The 13,546-nt window shown below is 62.7% G+C and carries 15 protein-coding genes; 9 read left to right on the top strand and 6 right to left on the bottom strand.

All coding sequences use genetic code 11. From position 1 onward, the window contains the following. From BOP93_RS03695 to BOP93_RS03655, 9 genes are read left to right on the top strand one after another with little or no spacing between them, the layout of a single operon-like run. A complete protein-coding gene (locus tag BOP93_RS03695) occupies positions 1 to 930 on the top strand; it encodes a MerR family transcriptional regulator (protein WP_104501592.1) in 930 nt (309 codons plus the stop codon). Further along, a complete protein-coding gene (gene phrB / locus BOP93_RS03690) occupies positions 931 to 2,373 on the top strand; it encodes a deoxyribodipyrimidine photo-lyase (RefSeq protein WP_104501591.1) in 1,443 nt (480 codons plus the stop codon). Further along, entirely contained in the window at positions 2,366 to 2,788 is a 423-nt protein-coding gene (locus BOP93_RS03685; RefSeq protein WP_104501590.1) for a nuclear transport factor 2 family protein, read from the top strand. Before phrB ends, BOP93_RS03685 begins: the two co-directional genes overlap by 8 nt. Next, positions 2,785 to 3,567 carry an SDR family NAD(P)-dependent oxidoreductase gene (locus BOP93_RS03680; protein ID WP_065891711.1) on the top strand — a complete coding sequence of 261 codons (783 nt, stop codon included), beginning with the start codon at positions 2,785 to 2,787 and terminating at the stop codon, positions 3,565 to 3,567. The genes BOP93_RS03685 and BOP93_RS03680 overlap by 4 nt, the downstream gene beginning before the upstream one ends. Further along, positions 3,564 to 4,811: an NAD(P)/FAD-dependent oxidoreductase gene (locus tag BOP93_RS03675; protein WP_104501589.1), complete on the top strand. Its 1,248-nt coding sequence runs from the start codon at positions 3,564 to 3,566 to the stop codon at positions 4,809 to 4,811. Before BOP93_RS03680 ends, BOP93_RS03675 begins: the two co-directional genes overlap by 4 nt. Further along, on the top strand, positions 4,808 to 5,617 hold the full coding sequence (locus BOP93_RS03670) for a DUF1365 domain-containing protein (RefSeq protein WP_104501588.1): 810 nt from the start codon (positions 4,808 to 4,810) through the stop codon (positions 5,615 to 5,617). Before BOP93_RS03675 ends, BOP93_RS03670 begins: the two co-directional genes overlap by 4 nt. Then, positions 5,604 to 6,875: an SAM-dependent methyltransferase gene (locus tag BOP93_RS03665; protein WP_104501587.1), complete on the top strand. Its 1,272-nt coding sequence runs from the start codon at positions 5,604 to 5,606 to the stop codon at positions 6,873 to 6,875. The genes BOP93_RS03670 and BOP93_RS03665 overlap by 14 nt, the downstream gene beginning before the upstream one ends. Beyond that, a complete protein-coding gene (locus BOP93_RS03660) occupies positions 6,868 to 7,377 on the top strand; it encodes a DUF2878 domain-containing protein (RefSeq protein ID WP_104501586.1) in 510 nt (169 codons plus the stop codon). Before BOP93_RS03665 ends, BOP93_RS03660 begins: the two co-directional genes overlap by 8 nt. A gap of 54 nt (positions 7,378 to 7,431) precedes the next feature. Then, positions 7,432 to 7,737, top strand: coding sequence for a YkgJ family cysteine cluster protein (locus BOP93_RS03655; protein ID WP_065891716.1), 306 nt, complete (start codon positions 7,432 to 7,434; stop codon positions 7,735 to 7,737). Between the two features lie 152 nt (positions 7,738 to 7,889). On the opposite strand, the gene BOP93_RS03650 is transcribed toward BOP93_RS03655, so the two are convergent. The 6 genes from BOP93_RS03650 to hemA form a co-directional block, all read right to left on the bottom strand. Continuing rightward, positions 7,890 to 8,408 carry an acyloxyacyl hydrolase gene (locus tag BOP93_RS03650; RefSeq protein ID WP_065888032.1) on the bottom strand — a complete coding sequence of 173 codons (519 nt, stop codon included), beginning with the start codon at positions 8,406 to 8,408 and terminating at the stop codon, positions 7,890 to 7,892. Between the two features lie 99 nt (positions 8,409 to 8,507). After that, the gene (gene murI, locus BOP93_RS03645; protein ID WP_104501585.1) at positions 8,508 to 9,302 is read right to left on the bottom strand and encodes a glutamate racemase; all 795 of its coding nucleotides are present in this window, start codon (positions 9,300 to 9,302) and stop codon (positions 8,508 to 8,510) included. Then, positions 9,295 to 10,050, bottom strand: a complete 756-nt coding sequence (locus BOP93_RS03640; protein ID WP_104501584.1) for a molybdopterin-synthase adenylyltransferase MoeB — start codon at positions 10,048 to 10,050, stop codon at positions 9,295 to 9,297. Before BOP93_RS03640 ends, murI begins: the two co-directional genes overlap by 8 nt. Further along, a complete protein-coding gene (gene prmC, locus BOP93_RS03635; RefSeq protein ID WP_104501583.1) occupies positions 10,044 to 10,874 on the bottom strand; it encodes a peptide chain release factor N(5)-glutamine methyltransferase in 831 nt (276 codons plus the stop codon). Before prmC ends, BOP93_RS03640 begins: the two co-directional genes overlap by 7 nt. Continuing rightward, positions 10,875 to 11,957, bottom strand: coding sequence for a peptide chain release factor 1 (gene prfA / locus BOP93_RS03630; protein WP_065891721.1), 1,083 nt, complete (start codon positions 11,955 to 11,957; stop codon positions 10,875 to 10,877). Next, entirely contained in the window at positions 11,954 to 13,243 is a 1,290-nt protein-coding gene (gene hemA, locus BOP93_RS03625; protein ID WP_104501582.1) for a glutamyl-tRNA reductase, read from the bottom strand. Before hemA ends, prfA begins: the two co-directional genes overlap by 4 nt. Between the last annotated feature and the right edge of the window lie 303 nt (positions 13,244 to 13,546).

Below are 13,546 nucleotides of genomic sequence, written 5' to 3'. Positions count from 1 at the left end.
ATGACAGTTGCCCTGCAAGACGAACCCGGCGAAGACATTGCCCAAGCCCTGCAGGACGGCTGGCTGCCGATCCGCGAAGTGGCGCGCCAGACCGGCGTCAATGCCGTGACCCTGCGCGCCTGGGAGCGCCGTTACGGCCTGATCGTGCCCCAGCGCACGCCCAAAGGGCACCGGCTGTTCAGCGCCGAACACGTGCAGCGCATCCATGCCATCCTCACCTGGCTCAATCGCGGGGTGCCGGTCAGCCAGGTAAAAGTCTTGATCGACTCGGCCCAGGCCAACCCGGAACCGATGGAAAACGAATGGCACGCCTTGCGCCAAACGTTGGTGACGGCCATCGCTGAGCTGGCTGAGCGCCGGGTCGACGATGCCTTCAACCAAGCCATGGCGCTCTACCCGCCACGCACCTTGTGCGAGCAATTGATGCTGCCACTGCTCAGCGAACTCGAACAGAAGTGGCAGGGTCAGTTTGGCGCACAGATGGAGCGGGTATTTTTCCTGTCCTGGTTGCGCAGCAAGTTCGGCGCACGCATTTACCACAACAACCGGCAACTCCACGGCGCCCCGCTGCTGCTGGTCAACCACTCCGACTTGCCCCTGGAGCCGCACCTGTGGCTCAGCGCCTGGCTGGCCAGCAGCGCCGACTGCCCGGTGGAGGTGTTCGACTGGCCGCTGCCCCCCGGCGAACTGGCGCTGGCGGTGGAACACCTGCAACCGCGCGCCGTATTGCTGTATTCCAGCAAGGCGCTGCAGGTCGCGGCACTCACGAAACTGCTGGCGGGCATTGCTTGCCCGATATTGATTGCCGGACCGGCGGTCTGCATCCACCACGCCGAGTTGGCCGTATTAACCCGTGACATCCCCGAGTTGTTCGTCGCCGAAGACCCGTTGGCGGCCCACCAGATATTGATCCAGCGTGGAATCGTCTAAATGCACTTGATCTGGCTGCGCACCGACCTGCGCCTTCACGACAACACCGCCCTGACTGCCGCCAGCCAGCGAGGCCCGGTCGCGGCCATTTACCTGATCACGCCGCAACAATGGCTGGCCCACGATGATGCGCCGTGCAAGGTCGATTTCTGGCTGCGCAACCTGCACGCCTTAAAGCAAGCGCTCGCAGACGTGAACATCCCGCTGCTGATCCGCCACGCCGACACCTGGGACCAGGCGCCAGGCGTGTTGAGCCAGCTATGCCGGGAGCTCAAGGTCGAGTCGGTGCATGTCAACGAGGAATACGGGATCCACGAGAGCCGTCGCGACAGCGCCGTGGCCCGGGCGCTGGAAGCAGACGGCGTGACCTTCCACAGCTACCTCGACCAGCTGTTCTTCCAGCCGGGCAGTGTGTTGACCAAATCCGGCACCTACTTTCAAGTGTTCAGCCAGTTCCGCAAGGTCTGCTACACCCGTCTGCACAGCGCCTTGCCGCCTTTGGTGGCAAGCCCCAAGGCCCAGGCCGTGCTCGACCTGCAAAGCGATGCCATCCCCACCCGCGTTGAAGGTTTCGAGCCGCCCAGCGAAACCTTGCGCGCGCTCTGGCCCGCCGGTGAAGACGAGGCGCGCCGGCGCCTCGACGCCTTCGCCGATGAGCAGATCAGTTACTACAAGGACGAGCGCGACTTTCCCGCCAAGCCCGGCACCAGCCAGCTGTCCGCCTACCTTGCCGCCGGGGTCGTGTCGCCGCGCCAGTGCCTGCACGCCGCGTTGCAGTCCAACCAAGGCGAGTTCGAAAGCGGTGACATCGGCACGATCACCTGGATCAACGAACTGCTGTGGCGCGAATTCTACAAACACATCCTCGTGGGCTACCCGCGCGTTTCCCGCCACCGTGCGTTCCGCCCCGAAACCGAGGCGGTGGCCTGGCGCGACGCCCCCGAGGACCTGGCCGCCTGGCAACAGGCACGCACCGGCTTGCCGATCATCGATGCGGCCATGCGCCAACTGCTGGAAACCGGCTGGATGCACAACCGTCTGCGCATGGTGGTGGCGATGTTCCTGACCAAGAACCTGCTGATCGACTGGCGCGAGGGCGAGCGCTTCTTCATGCGGCACTTGATCGACGGTGACCTGGCGGCCAACAACGGCGGCTGGCAGTGGAGTTCCTCGACGGGCACCGACTCGGCGCCGTATTTCCGGATTTTCAGCCCGCTGAGCCAGTCGGAAAAATTCGACAGCGAAGGGTTGTTCATCACGCACTGGCTGCCGGAACTGGCCGCGCTGAATAAAAAAGAAGTACACAACCCCGAAGCCTCTGGCGGGCTGTTCGGCGTGGCCGACTACCCGCGCGCCATTGTCGACCTGAAGAAATCCCGCGAACGTGCCCTCGCCGCCTTTCGCAGCCTGCCTTCGCGTCAGGAGATGGCCGAACATGAGTGACTTCCTGCGCCATTTCGGCCACACCTTTGCCACGCTGGACAAGCACAACCTGTATCTGCTCGACAGCCTGTACAGCGACGACATCGTGTTTGTCGACCCGCTGCATGAAGTCCACGGCCTGCCCGAGCTGCATCGCTACTTCGCGCAGTTGTACAGCAACGTCAACCAGCTGACCTTTGATTTCCACGGCTTCGACCAGACGGCCGAAGGCGAAGGCTACCTGCGCTGGACCATGAATTTCCGCCACCCGCGCCTGGCCGGCGGCGAACTGATCCAGGTGCAAGGCTGCTCCCACTTGATGTGGCGCGACAAGGTTTACCGACACCGCGACTACTTCGATGCCGGCGCGCTGCTTTACGAACACCTGCCGGTCCTCGGCGGCGTCATCAGTTGGCTGAAAAGGAGAATCGGATGAGCCTGACACCGCCCCGTCGTTATTGGTTGACCGGCGCCAGCAGTGGCATCGGTGCCGCGCTCGCCGTGGAGTTGCTCAACAGCGGCGCCCATGTGGCGCTCAGCTCGCGCACCAAGGGCCCGCTGGAGGCGCTCGCCCAGCGTTATCCGGGGCAAGTGCTGGTGGTGGCCGGCGACTTGACCAACAGCCAGACCGTACGCGAAATCGGTAAACGGATCAGCGAAGTCTGGGGCTCGCTGGATACGGTGATTCTCAACGCCGGCACCTGTGAATATGTCGACGCCCGGCAGTTCGATGCGTCGATCATCGAACACGTGGTGCGCACCAACCTGCTGGCCAGCAGTTATTGCATCGAAGCGGCACTGCCGTTGTTGCGTGCCGGGCGTACGCCGCACCTGGTGGGCGTGGCCAGCGCCGTGACCTACCTGCCCATGCCCCGCGCTGAAGCCTATGGCGCCTCCAAGGCGGGGCTGCGCTATTTGTTCGAGTCCCTGCGCATCGGCCTGTCGCCGGAGAATATCGACGTTACGGTGATCAGTCCGGGGTTTGTCGACACGCCACTGACCGAACGCAATGATTTCCCCATGCCCCTGAGCTGGCCCGCCGACAAGGCCGCCAGGCATATCTTCGCCAAGCTGGAAAAGCGCCCCCTGGAGATCGCCTTTCCGGCCTTGTTCATCGCTACCCTGTGGCCGTTGTCGAAGCTGCCTAACCGCGCACAGCTGATCATCGGCAAACGCATGTTGCGCAGCCCACCGCCGCAAAAGGACGACCTGTGAAGATCGCCATTATCGGCAGCGGCATCGCCGGGCTGACCAGCGCCTACCTGCTCAGCCGTCGTCACGACATCACGCTGTTCGAAGCCGGTGACTGCCTTGGCGGGCATACCCATACCGCCAACGTGACGGTCGACGGCAAAAGCTATGCGGTGGACACCGGTTTCATCGTGTTCAACGACTGGACCTACCCCAATTTCATCCGCCTGCTGGGTCAGATCGGGGTCAGCTTCAAACCCACCGAAATGAGTTTTTCGGTGTGTGACCAGAACCTGGGGTTCGAATACAACGGCAATAACCTCAACAGTTTGTTTGCCCAGCGCCGCAACATTCTGTCGCCGGGGTTCTGGGGCATGCTGCGCGATATTCTGCGCTTCAACCGCCAGGCGCCGCTGGATCTGCAAGAGCAGCGCATCAACGCCGACATGACCCTTGGCGAGTATCTCGAAGCCGGCGGCTACGGCCCGCGGTTTATCCGCCACTACATCGTGCCGATGGGCGCGGCGATCTGGTCGATGTCCCTGGCCGATATGCTCAAGTTCCCGCTGCAGTTCTTCGTGCGTTTCTTCAAGAACCACGGCCTGCTGTCGGTGAGCAACCGTCCGCAATGGTGCGTGATCGAAGGAGGCTCCAGCCGCTATATAGAGCCCTTGACCCGCAGCTTTCGCGAACAGGTACGCCTCAATTGTCCTGTGCATAGGGTGCAGCGCACCGACGCCGGGGTGGTTATCCACAGCCCGGCCGGCAGCGAGACCTTCGACCGCGTGGTGTTCGCCTGCCACAGCGACCAGGCCCTGGCGTTGCTCGCCGACCCGAGCGAGGCCGAACAGCAGATCCTTGGCGCCCTGCCCTACGCGGATAACGACGTGGTGCTGCACACCGACACGCGCCTGCTGCCCGAGCGCAAGCTGGCCTGGGCCAGTTGGAACTACCGGCTGGGCGGCAATCAACAGCAGCAGGCCGCCGTCACCTATGACATGAACATCCTGCAAGGCATCGACAGCGCCACCACCTTTTGCGTGAGCCTCAACCAGACATCGGTGATCAACCCGCTGAAGATCCTGGCGCGCTACACCTACGCCCATCCGCAATACAGCCTGGCGGCGGTGGCCGCACAGGCGCGCTGGGAAGAATTGCACGGCGTGCGCAACACGTTCTACTGCGGCGCCTATTGGGCCAATGGTTTCCATGAAGACGGCGTGGTCAGCGCCCTGCGCGTGGCCCAGGCGTTTGGGGAAACCCTGTGAACAGCGCCCTGTACAGCGGCTGGATCGCCCATCGCCGGTTTGCGCCCAAGGCCCATGCCTTTCGCTACCGCATCGGCCTGCTGTACCTGGACCTCAGCGAACAGGACGCCGTGCTCGCGCTCTCGCCCCTGGCAGGCAGCAGCCGCCTGGCGCCCTTCGGCTTTCGCCAGCAGGACTACCTGCGCGCGTTCACCCGCCACGGCATGTCCTTGAGCGACGCGGTGCGCCATGCAGTCGGCAAGGCCCTGGGACGCACGCCACAGGGTGCTATCTGCCTGCTGACCCAGGCCCGCAGCTGGGGCCTGGCGTTCAATCCGGTGAGCTTCTTCTATTGCTTCGAAGCCGACGGGCAACTGGCGGCGATCCTGTGCGAAGTCACCAACACTCCGTGGCGCGAGCGCTATCACTACGTGCTGCCGGCCCAGTCACTGGGCGCCGATGAACACCAGCACTTCGCCGTGGCCAAGGCGTTCCATGTGTCGCCGTTCCTGCCGCGCGACCTGGAATACCGCATGAGCTTCAGCCCGCCCGGCGCCAGGCTCGGCGTGCACATGGCCGATTGGCAGGGCGCGGATAAAGTCTTCGACGCCACCTTGAGCCTGCAAAAAGAAGCCCTGAACCGCGCCAGCCTGCATCGCTATCTATGGCGCTTTCCGTGGATGACCGCCAAGACCTGCCTGGCGATTTACTGGCAGGCCATGCGCCTGTTGCTCAAACGCACACCGATTTTTTCCCACCGAGCCGCCGATGGCGCCTCCAGCACCGCCGTCGGGTACACCAAGGATCGCCGCCATGAAATCCCCTAGCTTATCGGTCAAGACCCATCGCCTGAACGTCAATGGCATGACCGCTGCGCTGCTGCGCAAGGGCGTGTTGCGCCAACTCGGCCAATTGCGCCACGGCCAATTGGTGATCGTCGAGGACGGCGAGCGACACGTGTTCGGCGCACGGGAGGCGCACCTGCTGGGGGAAATCCAGATCCTCGACTCGGCGGTGTGGGGCCTGGTGGCTGCCAACGGTTCGATCGGTGCCGGCGAAGCGTTTATCCACGGCTACTGGAGCAGCCCGGACCTGACCGCCGTGGTGCGTGTGATGGTCAGCAACCTGGAGGTGCTCGATGCCATGGAGGGCGGCCTGGCCCGCCTGGCGCGGCCGTTCACCCAGGGCCTGCATTGGCTCAACCGCAATACACGCAAGGGCTCGCGGAAAAACATCGAAGCCCATTACGACCTGGGCAACGACCTGTTTCAGGAGTTTCTCGACCCGACCATGATGTATTCGGCGGCGCAATTTCTCAGCGCCGACGACACCCTGGAACAGGCGCAACTGAACAAGCTGGAACGCATCTGCCAGAAACTGTCGCTCAAGCCTACCGACCATCTGCTGGAAATCGGCACCGGGTGGGGCAGCATGGCGCTGTATGCGGCGCAGCATTACGGTTGCACGGTCACCACCACGACCCTGTCCAGGGAACAGTTCGCCTACACCGCGCAGCGCATCGAAGCGGCGGGCCTGCAAGAGCAGGTGACATTGTTGCTGCAGGACTACCGCGACCTGACCGGTAAGTACGACAAGCTGGTGTCCATCGAAATGATAGAAGCGGTGGGCCATCGCTTCCTGCCCACGTATTTCAAACAGTGCGCGCACTTGCTCAAACCCGACGGCCTGATGCTGCTGCAAGCCATCACCATCCGCGAACAACGCTATGAGCAGGCCAGGAACAGCGTCGATTTTATCCAGCGCTACATCTTTCCCGGCGGCGCCCTGCCCAGCGTGCAGAACATGCTGCAGATCGTCTGCCGCGACACCGACATGAACCTGCTGCACATGGAAGATTTCGGGCTGCACTACGCGCGCACCCTGCGCCTGTGGCATGACAACTTTCGCCGCGCCCATGGGCGCCTGGCGGAGCTTGGCTATGACGAGTACTTCCTGCGTTTGTGGGAGTTCTACCTGTGCTACTGCGAAGGCGGCTTCATGGAGCGTACGATCGGCACCGCGCAGTTGCTGCTGGCCAAGCCCGCAGCCATCAACCCGCCGTTGCTCGGGCGCTTTAATGCTTAAATCCCTGGCCAACGCCGCGCTGTTTCAATGCGGCTGGTTTGCCTCTGTGCTCGGCGGCGACAGCCCGTGGTTGCTGGCAGGGTTGGCGGTACTGCTCATCCATCTGCTGTGGATCAGCTCATTGACCGATGAAGGCGCGCTGATCATCGGCGTGACACTCGCCGGCACGTTGCTCGACACGCTGTTGCGCACCCTCGGGGTTTTCCACTTCAGCGAGCCGGGGCCGCTGATTCCCTTCTGGTTGATGCTGCTATGGGCCTTGCTGGCCACCACCTTGCGCCATTGCCTGGCCTGGAGCGCCCGCCCCTGGTGGCGCGCCGCGCTGTTGGGCGCAGTGGGCGGACCGCTGTCGTATTACGCCGGCAGCCAACTGGCCGGCGTGCAGTTCGGCTATGGCCTGGGGCCGACAATGGCCGGGCTGGCGGTACTCTGGGCCGTGGTTTTCCCGCTGCTGGCAGCAGCAGCCACGAGCGGCGAACTTCCAACAACGCTTAAAAGATGAAGCCGGTCGGCTTCTGCTTGCAGCTTGCCGCTTAAAGCTTGAAGCTGCCGGCCTATGACCAACATCCCTCACACCCAAATCACTGAACCTGCCGTCACCTGCTCGACGTGCGCGGCCTGCTGCTGCCAGTTGGAAGTGATGCTGATCACCGACACCGGCGTGCCGCCGCGCTATATCGACACCGATGACTGGGGCGGCGAAGTGATGCTGCGCCTGGATGATGGCTGGTGTGCGGCGTTGGACCGGGACACGATGATGTGCACGATCTATGAGCTTCGGCCGTTGATATGCAGGGAGTTCGAGATGGGGGCGCCGGAGTGCCTTGAAGAGCGTGCAGGCATTGCCACGGTGTATCGCTGATACTCAAATGAGTAGAGATCCAAATGTGGGAGGGGGCTTGCCCCCGATTGCGGTGGGTCAGTCAAATTATAGGTGACTGACACAACGCCATCGGGGGCAAGTCGAATCGTCGCACCGCCCCTCCCACATTGGTTTTTCGGTGTTCTTGAACGTTACAGCGGCATGGTGTAGTGCAGCGCGTAGCTCTCTACCCCATCGTTATTGCTGCTGATACCGGCGTTGGAATAGTGCGTGGCACGAATGCCCACTTCATGCCCGCCGGCAAACCGCAGGCCGAAACCCAGGCGGTCTTCGAACTGGAAGGACTGGCCGATGTTGTTGTCTTCCAGCTTGGTGCGGGAGAACAACGCTACCCCGATCCCGGCCTCGATGTAAGGTTTGACCGATTCCCCGGCAAACTCATATACGAACACCGGCGAGAACGACAGGCTGCTGGCGCCTGCACGGTCATCACCTTCCCAATACGTATAAGCGCCGCTCCAGTAGCCCGTCAGGCGACCGACATTGCTCTGCATCCAGCTTTTGTCCCAATCGGAGGTCAGGCCCAGACGGTACGTCAGCGTTGAATCGCTGGTGCTGCCCAGCCCGAACTCCAGGCCGGCGGCCTGGGTGGTAATAGAGTGTCCCACCATCACAGCCGCAATAGCAGCCATACAGAACAAGCGCTTCATAGAAACTACCTTTGCGAACGAAGTTATTGATTATTTACAGGCCATCTCGCAATAGAAGCCAGCGTAGAGCCAGAAGTTCAGCGAGATTTCACGAAATTTTCACGAGGCGAAGCTTCGCACAACTCCAGGGTATTTCCAAAGTGTCGGTAGGATATTTCTGAGGTGACTGACATCACCGCTGGTCCAGAACTGCGCTGGGCGAGGTGCACAGCCGGCCAGCAAGTCCCGCTCACCCAGTAGACGCTTGAGTTGGCGCGCGACGGCGGCGCCGGTGTCGATCAGGATGATGCTCGCGGGGAGCATCTGCGCCAGCAGTGGTTTGAGGAAGGGATAGTGGGTGCAGCCGAGGATGATGGTGTCGCAACCGGCGCTGAGCAGCGGTTCGACGTAGCCCTGCAATAACTGGCGCAGGGCCGGGCTGTTCAGGTCGCCGGTTTCAATCAACTCCACCAGGCCCGGACAGGGTTGGGTAATCACCCGCACGTCAGTGGCGAAGCGGTCGAGCAAGGCGGCGAACTTGGCACTTTGCAGGGTGCCGGTGGTGGCCAGCACGCCGACCACGCCACTGCGCGTCGCGGCAGCCGCCGGTTTTACCGCAGGCTCCATGCCGACCAAGGGCCAATCGGGGTAGTCCTGGCGCAAATCGGCAACGGCGGCAACCGTCGCCGTGTTACAGGCAATCACGAAGGCCTTGGCGCCCTGCCGGTGAAAAAACTCGGCAACCCGCCGCGAACGCTCGCGGATGAAGACCGGGGTTTTCTCGCCATAGGGGATATGCCCGCAATCAGCCACGTACAAGAGTGACTCATGGGGCAATAACTGCTGGATTTCGTCCAGTACCGACAAGCCGCCGACCCCGGAATCGAACACACCGATGGGCGCGTCCTTAAGCATGGTGCGTCCCGCACACGCTGCAAGCCGGGTCGCGTTTGACGCGCAACTCACGAAACCGCGTGGTCAGCGCATCGATCAGCAACAAGCGCCCCACCAGCGGCTCGCCAAATCCGGCCAGCAGCTTCAAGGCTTCCAACGCTTGCAGGCTGCCGACCAGCCCCACCAGCGGGCCGACGACGCCGGCTTCGCTGCAGGTCAGTTCGGTGTCGCTGCCGTGCCCGTACAAGCAGTGGTAGCAGGGGCTTTCGGGGCGCCGTGGGTCGAAGACCGACAACTGCCCTTCAAGGCGAATCGCCGCGCCACTGACCAACGGTTTGCCGGCGACAACGCAGGCAGCATTGACCGCTTCGCGGGTGGAAAAATTGTCGCTGCAATCGAGTACCACATCCACCGCTGCAACGGCCGCGGCCAATGATTCGGCATCCAGCGCGGCGCGATGGGCGACCAGCGTGACTTCGGGGTTGATCGCGCTCAGCCGACGCAGGGCCGAATCAACCTTGGTCTGCCCGACGCTGTCAGTGTCATGGATGATCTGGCGTTGCAGGTTGGTCAGGTCGACTGTGTCGAAATCCGCCAGATGCAGCTCGCCGACCCCGGCGGCGGCCAGGTACAGCGCGACCGGCGCACCCAGCCCTCCCAGGCCGACGATCAACGCGCGGCTGTTTTTCAGGCGCAATTGGCCGTCGATGTCGACCTGCTGCAACAGGATCTGCCGGCTGTAGCGCAACAGCTCGTGGTCGCTCAGCACGGGCGGCGTCCCAGGGTGATACGTTCATGGCCGCCGAGGTCGATACGGCTGTGCACCTGTTCAAAGCCTTCACTGAGCAACAGGTCACGCACGGCAGCGGCCTGGTCGTAGCCATGTTCCAGCAACACACGGCCGCCGGCATTCAAGTGGGCCGGGGCCTGCTGGATGATCAGGCGCAGGTCGTCCAGCCCGTCATGGCCGGCCACCAGTGCGCTGGCCGGCTCAAAGCGCACGTCGCCTGCGGCCAGGTGCGGGTCGTTGGCGGCGATATACGGCGGGTTGCTGATGATCAGGTCATAGGTATGGCCTTGCAGCGCATCGAACCAATGGCTGTTGAGCACCACCGCATTATTGAGGTGCAGCCGCTGGCGGTTGCGCTCGGCCAGGGCCACGGCCTCCAGCACGCGGTCGACCGCCGTGACCTGCCACATCGCACGCTCACTGGCCAGGGCCAGGGCGATGGCACCGCTGCCGGTGCCCAGGTCCAAGACCTTGGCAGGCATGCCCGGCAACAATTCCAGGGCAGCCTCCACCAGCAGTTCGGTATCCGGACGCGGGATCAGCGTGTGGGGCGCCACCTCCAGGTCCAGCTTCCAGAAGCCTTGCTGGCCGAGGATATAGGCCACCGGCTCACCGCCGCGACGGCGTTGCAGATAATCGGCAAACGTCAGGGCGTGCTCGCTGCTGACGATCTTTTCCGGCCAGGTGTGCAAGTAGCTGCGGGACTTGCCCAGGGCAGCGGCCAGCAGCAGCTCGGCATCCAGGCGCGCGGAGGGCGAGTCGGGCAGGTCGGCGGCGCGCAACAGGCTGGCAATGATGGTCATTTATTCACCTATCGCCGCCAATTGATCGGCCTGGTATTCGGCGAGCAGCGGCTCGATCACCGCATCCACGCCACCGGCCAGGATTTCATCCAGGGAATACAGGGTGAGGTTGACCCGATGGTCGGTGACCCGGCCCTGGGCAAAGTTGTAGGTGCGGATGCGTTCGGAGCGATCGCCCGAGCCCACCAGCAGCTTGCGCTCGCTGGCAATCGCGTTGGCGGCGGCGCTGGTCTGCTGGTCATTCAACTTGGCCGACAGCCAGGACATCGCCCGCGCACGGTTCTTGTGCTGGGAACGTTCTTCCTGGCATTCCACCACGATGCCCGACGGCAAGTGGGTGATGCGGATCGCCGAGTCGGTCTTGTTGACGTGCTGGCCGCCCGCGCCCGACGAGCGGTAGGTGTCAACGCGCAAGTCCGCCGGGTTGATCTCGATCGCTTCCTGCTCGTCCGGCTCGGGCAACACCGCCACGGTACAGGCCGACGTGTGGATACGGCCTTGGGACTCCGTCGCCGGGACGCGCTGCACACGGTGCGCGCCGGACTCGAACTTGAGCTTGCCGTAGACATTATCGCCTTCAACCCGCGCGATGACTTCTTTATAGCCGCCGTGCTCGCCTTCGTTCTCGGACAGGATTTCCACACGCCAGCCGCGACGCTCGGCGTAACGCGAGTACATGCGAAACAGGTCGCCGGAGAAAATCGCCGCCTCGTCGCCGCCGGTGCCGGCGCGGATTTCGAGGTACACGTTGCGCCCATCGTTAGGGTCTTTGGGCAGCAACATCCGTTGCAGGTCGCCTTCCAGTTCGGCGAGTTTTTCCTTGGCCTCGCGCACTTCTTCCACGGCCATTTCGCGCATGTCCGGGTCGTTGTCCTTGAGCAGCGCCTGGGCGCCCTCGAGGTCGGCCTGCACTTTCAGCAGGTCTTTGTAGGTGGTCACGACCGGTTCAACTTCGGCGTATTCCTTGGAATAAGCGCGGAATTTGCTTTGATCGGAGATGACCTCGCCATCGCCGAGCAAGGCGGTCAGTTCTTCGAAACGGTCCTGGAGCACGTCCAGTTTATTGAGCAGTGACGCTTTCATTGCGGTTTTTTATCCGAAGAGCTATCTGACGCGCCCTCACCGAGGGCAAAGAGTTCCTGGGCCATGGCCAGCGCATCGAGGCGGCCTTCGGCGGTAAGCTTTTTCAACTGTACGCTAGGCGCGTGGAGCAGCTTGTTGGTCAGGCCACGGGCCAGCTGCATCAGCACCTCCTCGGCGCTGCTGCCATTGGCCAACAGCCGCTGGGCCTTGATCAGTTCCTCATCGCGCAGGCGTTCGCCCTGCTGACGATACGCCTTGAGCACATCCACCGCCGCCAGCTCGCGCAGGCGCACCATGAAATCCTCAGCGCCGACGCTGACCATTTCCTCGGCGGCCTGGGCAGCGCCCTGGCGACTCTTGAGGTTTTCGGCGACCACTTCGTGCAAATCATCGACGCTATAGAGGTAAACGTCGTCCAACTCGCCGACTTCAGGCTCGATATCCCGGGGAACGGCAATATCCACCATAAAGATCGGCTTGTGCTTGCGCAGCTTCAACGCGCTCTCGACCGCGCCTTTGCCCAGAATCGGCAACTGGCTGGCGGTGGAGCTGATGACGATGTCGCTGCGCACCAGTTCGGCCGGGATGTCCGACAGCAACACGGCATGCGCGCCGAACTGCTCGGCGAGGATGCTCGCGCGCTCAAGCGTGCGGTTGGCCACCACGATACGCTTCACGCCCAGCTCATGCAGGTGGCGGGCGACCAGGGTAATGGTTTCGCCGGCACCGATCAGCAGCGCCTGGCTGCGCTGCAAGTCGCTGAAAATCTGCTTGGCCAGGCTGACGGCGGCAAACGCCACGGACACCGGGTTCTCGCCGATGGCCGTGTCGGTGCGCACTTGCTTGGCGGAATTGAAGGTGGCCTGGAACAGACGCCCCAGCAGCGGGCCGACGGTGCCGGCCTCGCGGGCCACAGCATAGGCTGACTTCATCTGGCCCAGAATCTGCGGCTCACCCAACACCAGTGAGTCGAGACCGGCCGCCACGCGCATCATGTGACGAACGGCCGCATCCTCTTCATGCACATAAGCGCTGGCGCGCAGGTCGTCGAGGTCCAAATGGTGATAATCGGCCAGCCAGCGCAGCACGACATCCGCCGAGAGATGCTCCTGCTCTATATAAAGCTCACTGCGATTGCAGGTCGAAAGGATCGCAGCTTCGCGACTGTCGGTGAGCCGGCAGAGCTGCTGCAAGGCCTCAACCAACTGCTCCGGCGTAAACGCCACGCGCTCGCGCACGTCTACTGAGGCAGTCTTGTGGTTAATACCGAGTGCGAGGAAGGCCATTCAATATCGCTGATGATGTCGGGAAGCCGACAATTGTCCTACTTCGAAAGATCCAGAACAACCACCGTCGTCTATTGTCCCTATACCTTATGCCTATCAATGCCACTTTGTAGGAGCGAGCTTGCTCGCGAAAATCGTCAACGATAACGCGGAAAGCCTGGAGCTCAGCGGCGCTCTCAGGTTTTTCGCGAGCAAGCTCGCTCCTACAAAGGCAAAAAGGCAAAAGGCAGCAATAGTCGTATTCCGAGTGCCCCGGTTATGTTTGGCCGAAGGCTTGTGTCATGATGATCCGACCGCAGGTTA

Origin of the sequence: Pseudomonas orientalis (genome assembly GCF_002934065.1) — a bacterium.
Taxonomy (GTDB): Bacteria; Pseudomonadota; Gammaproteobacteria; order Pseudomonadales; family Pseudomonadaceae; genus Aquipseudomonas; species Aquipseudomonas orientalis_A.
Note: the sequence above shows the minus strand (reverse complement) of the source record. Positions and strands in the feature narration are given on the sequence as shown.

Coding starts and splice junctions, on each gene's coding strand:
- BOP93_RS03685 (WP_104501590.1), top strand. CDS start 2,366: ATGAGTGACTTCCTGCGCCATTTCGGCCACACCTTTGCCACGCTGGAC.
- BOP93_RS03695 (WP_104501592.1), top strand. CDS start 1: ATGACAGTTGCCCTGCAAGACGAACCCGGCGAAGACATTGCCCAAGCC.
- BOP93_RS03680 (WP_065891711.1), top strand. CDS start 2,785: ATGAGCCTGACACCGCCCCGTCGTTATTGGTTGACCGGCGCCAGCAGT.
- prmC (WP_104501583.1), bottom strand. CDS start 10,874: ATGACCATCATTGCCAGCCTGTTGCGCGCCGCCGACCTGCCCGACTCG.
- phrB (WP_104501591.1), top strand. CDS start 931: ATGCACTTGATCTGGCTGCGCACCGACCTGCGCCTTCACGACAACACC.
- BOP93_RS03655 (WP_065891716.1), top strand. CDS start 7,432: ATGACCAACATCCCTCACACCCAAATCACTGAACCTGCCGTCACCTGC.
- BOP93_RS03665 (WP_104501587.1), top strand. CDS start 5,604: ATGAAATCCCCTAGCTTATCGGTCAAGACCCATCGCCTGAACGTCAAT.
- BOP93_RS03650 (WP_065888032.1), bottom strand. CDS start 8,408: ATGAAGCGCTTGTTCTGTATGGCTGCTATTGCGGCTGTGATGGTGGGA.
- prfA (WP_065891721.1), bottom strand. CDS start 11,957: ATGAAAGCGTCACTGCTCAATAAACTGGACGTGCTCCAGGACCGTTTC.
- hemA (WP_104501582.1), bottom strand. CDS start 13,243: ATGGCCTTCCTCGCACTCGGTATTAACCACAAGACTGCCTCAGTAGAC.
- BOP93_RS03660 (WP_104501586.1), top strand. CDS start 6,868: ATGCTTAAATCCCTGGCCAACGCCGCGCTGTTTCAATGCGGCTGGTTT.
- murI (WP_104501585.1), bottom strand. CDS start 9,302: ATGCTTAAGGACGCGCCCATCGGTGTGTTCGATTCCGGGGTCGGCGGC.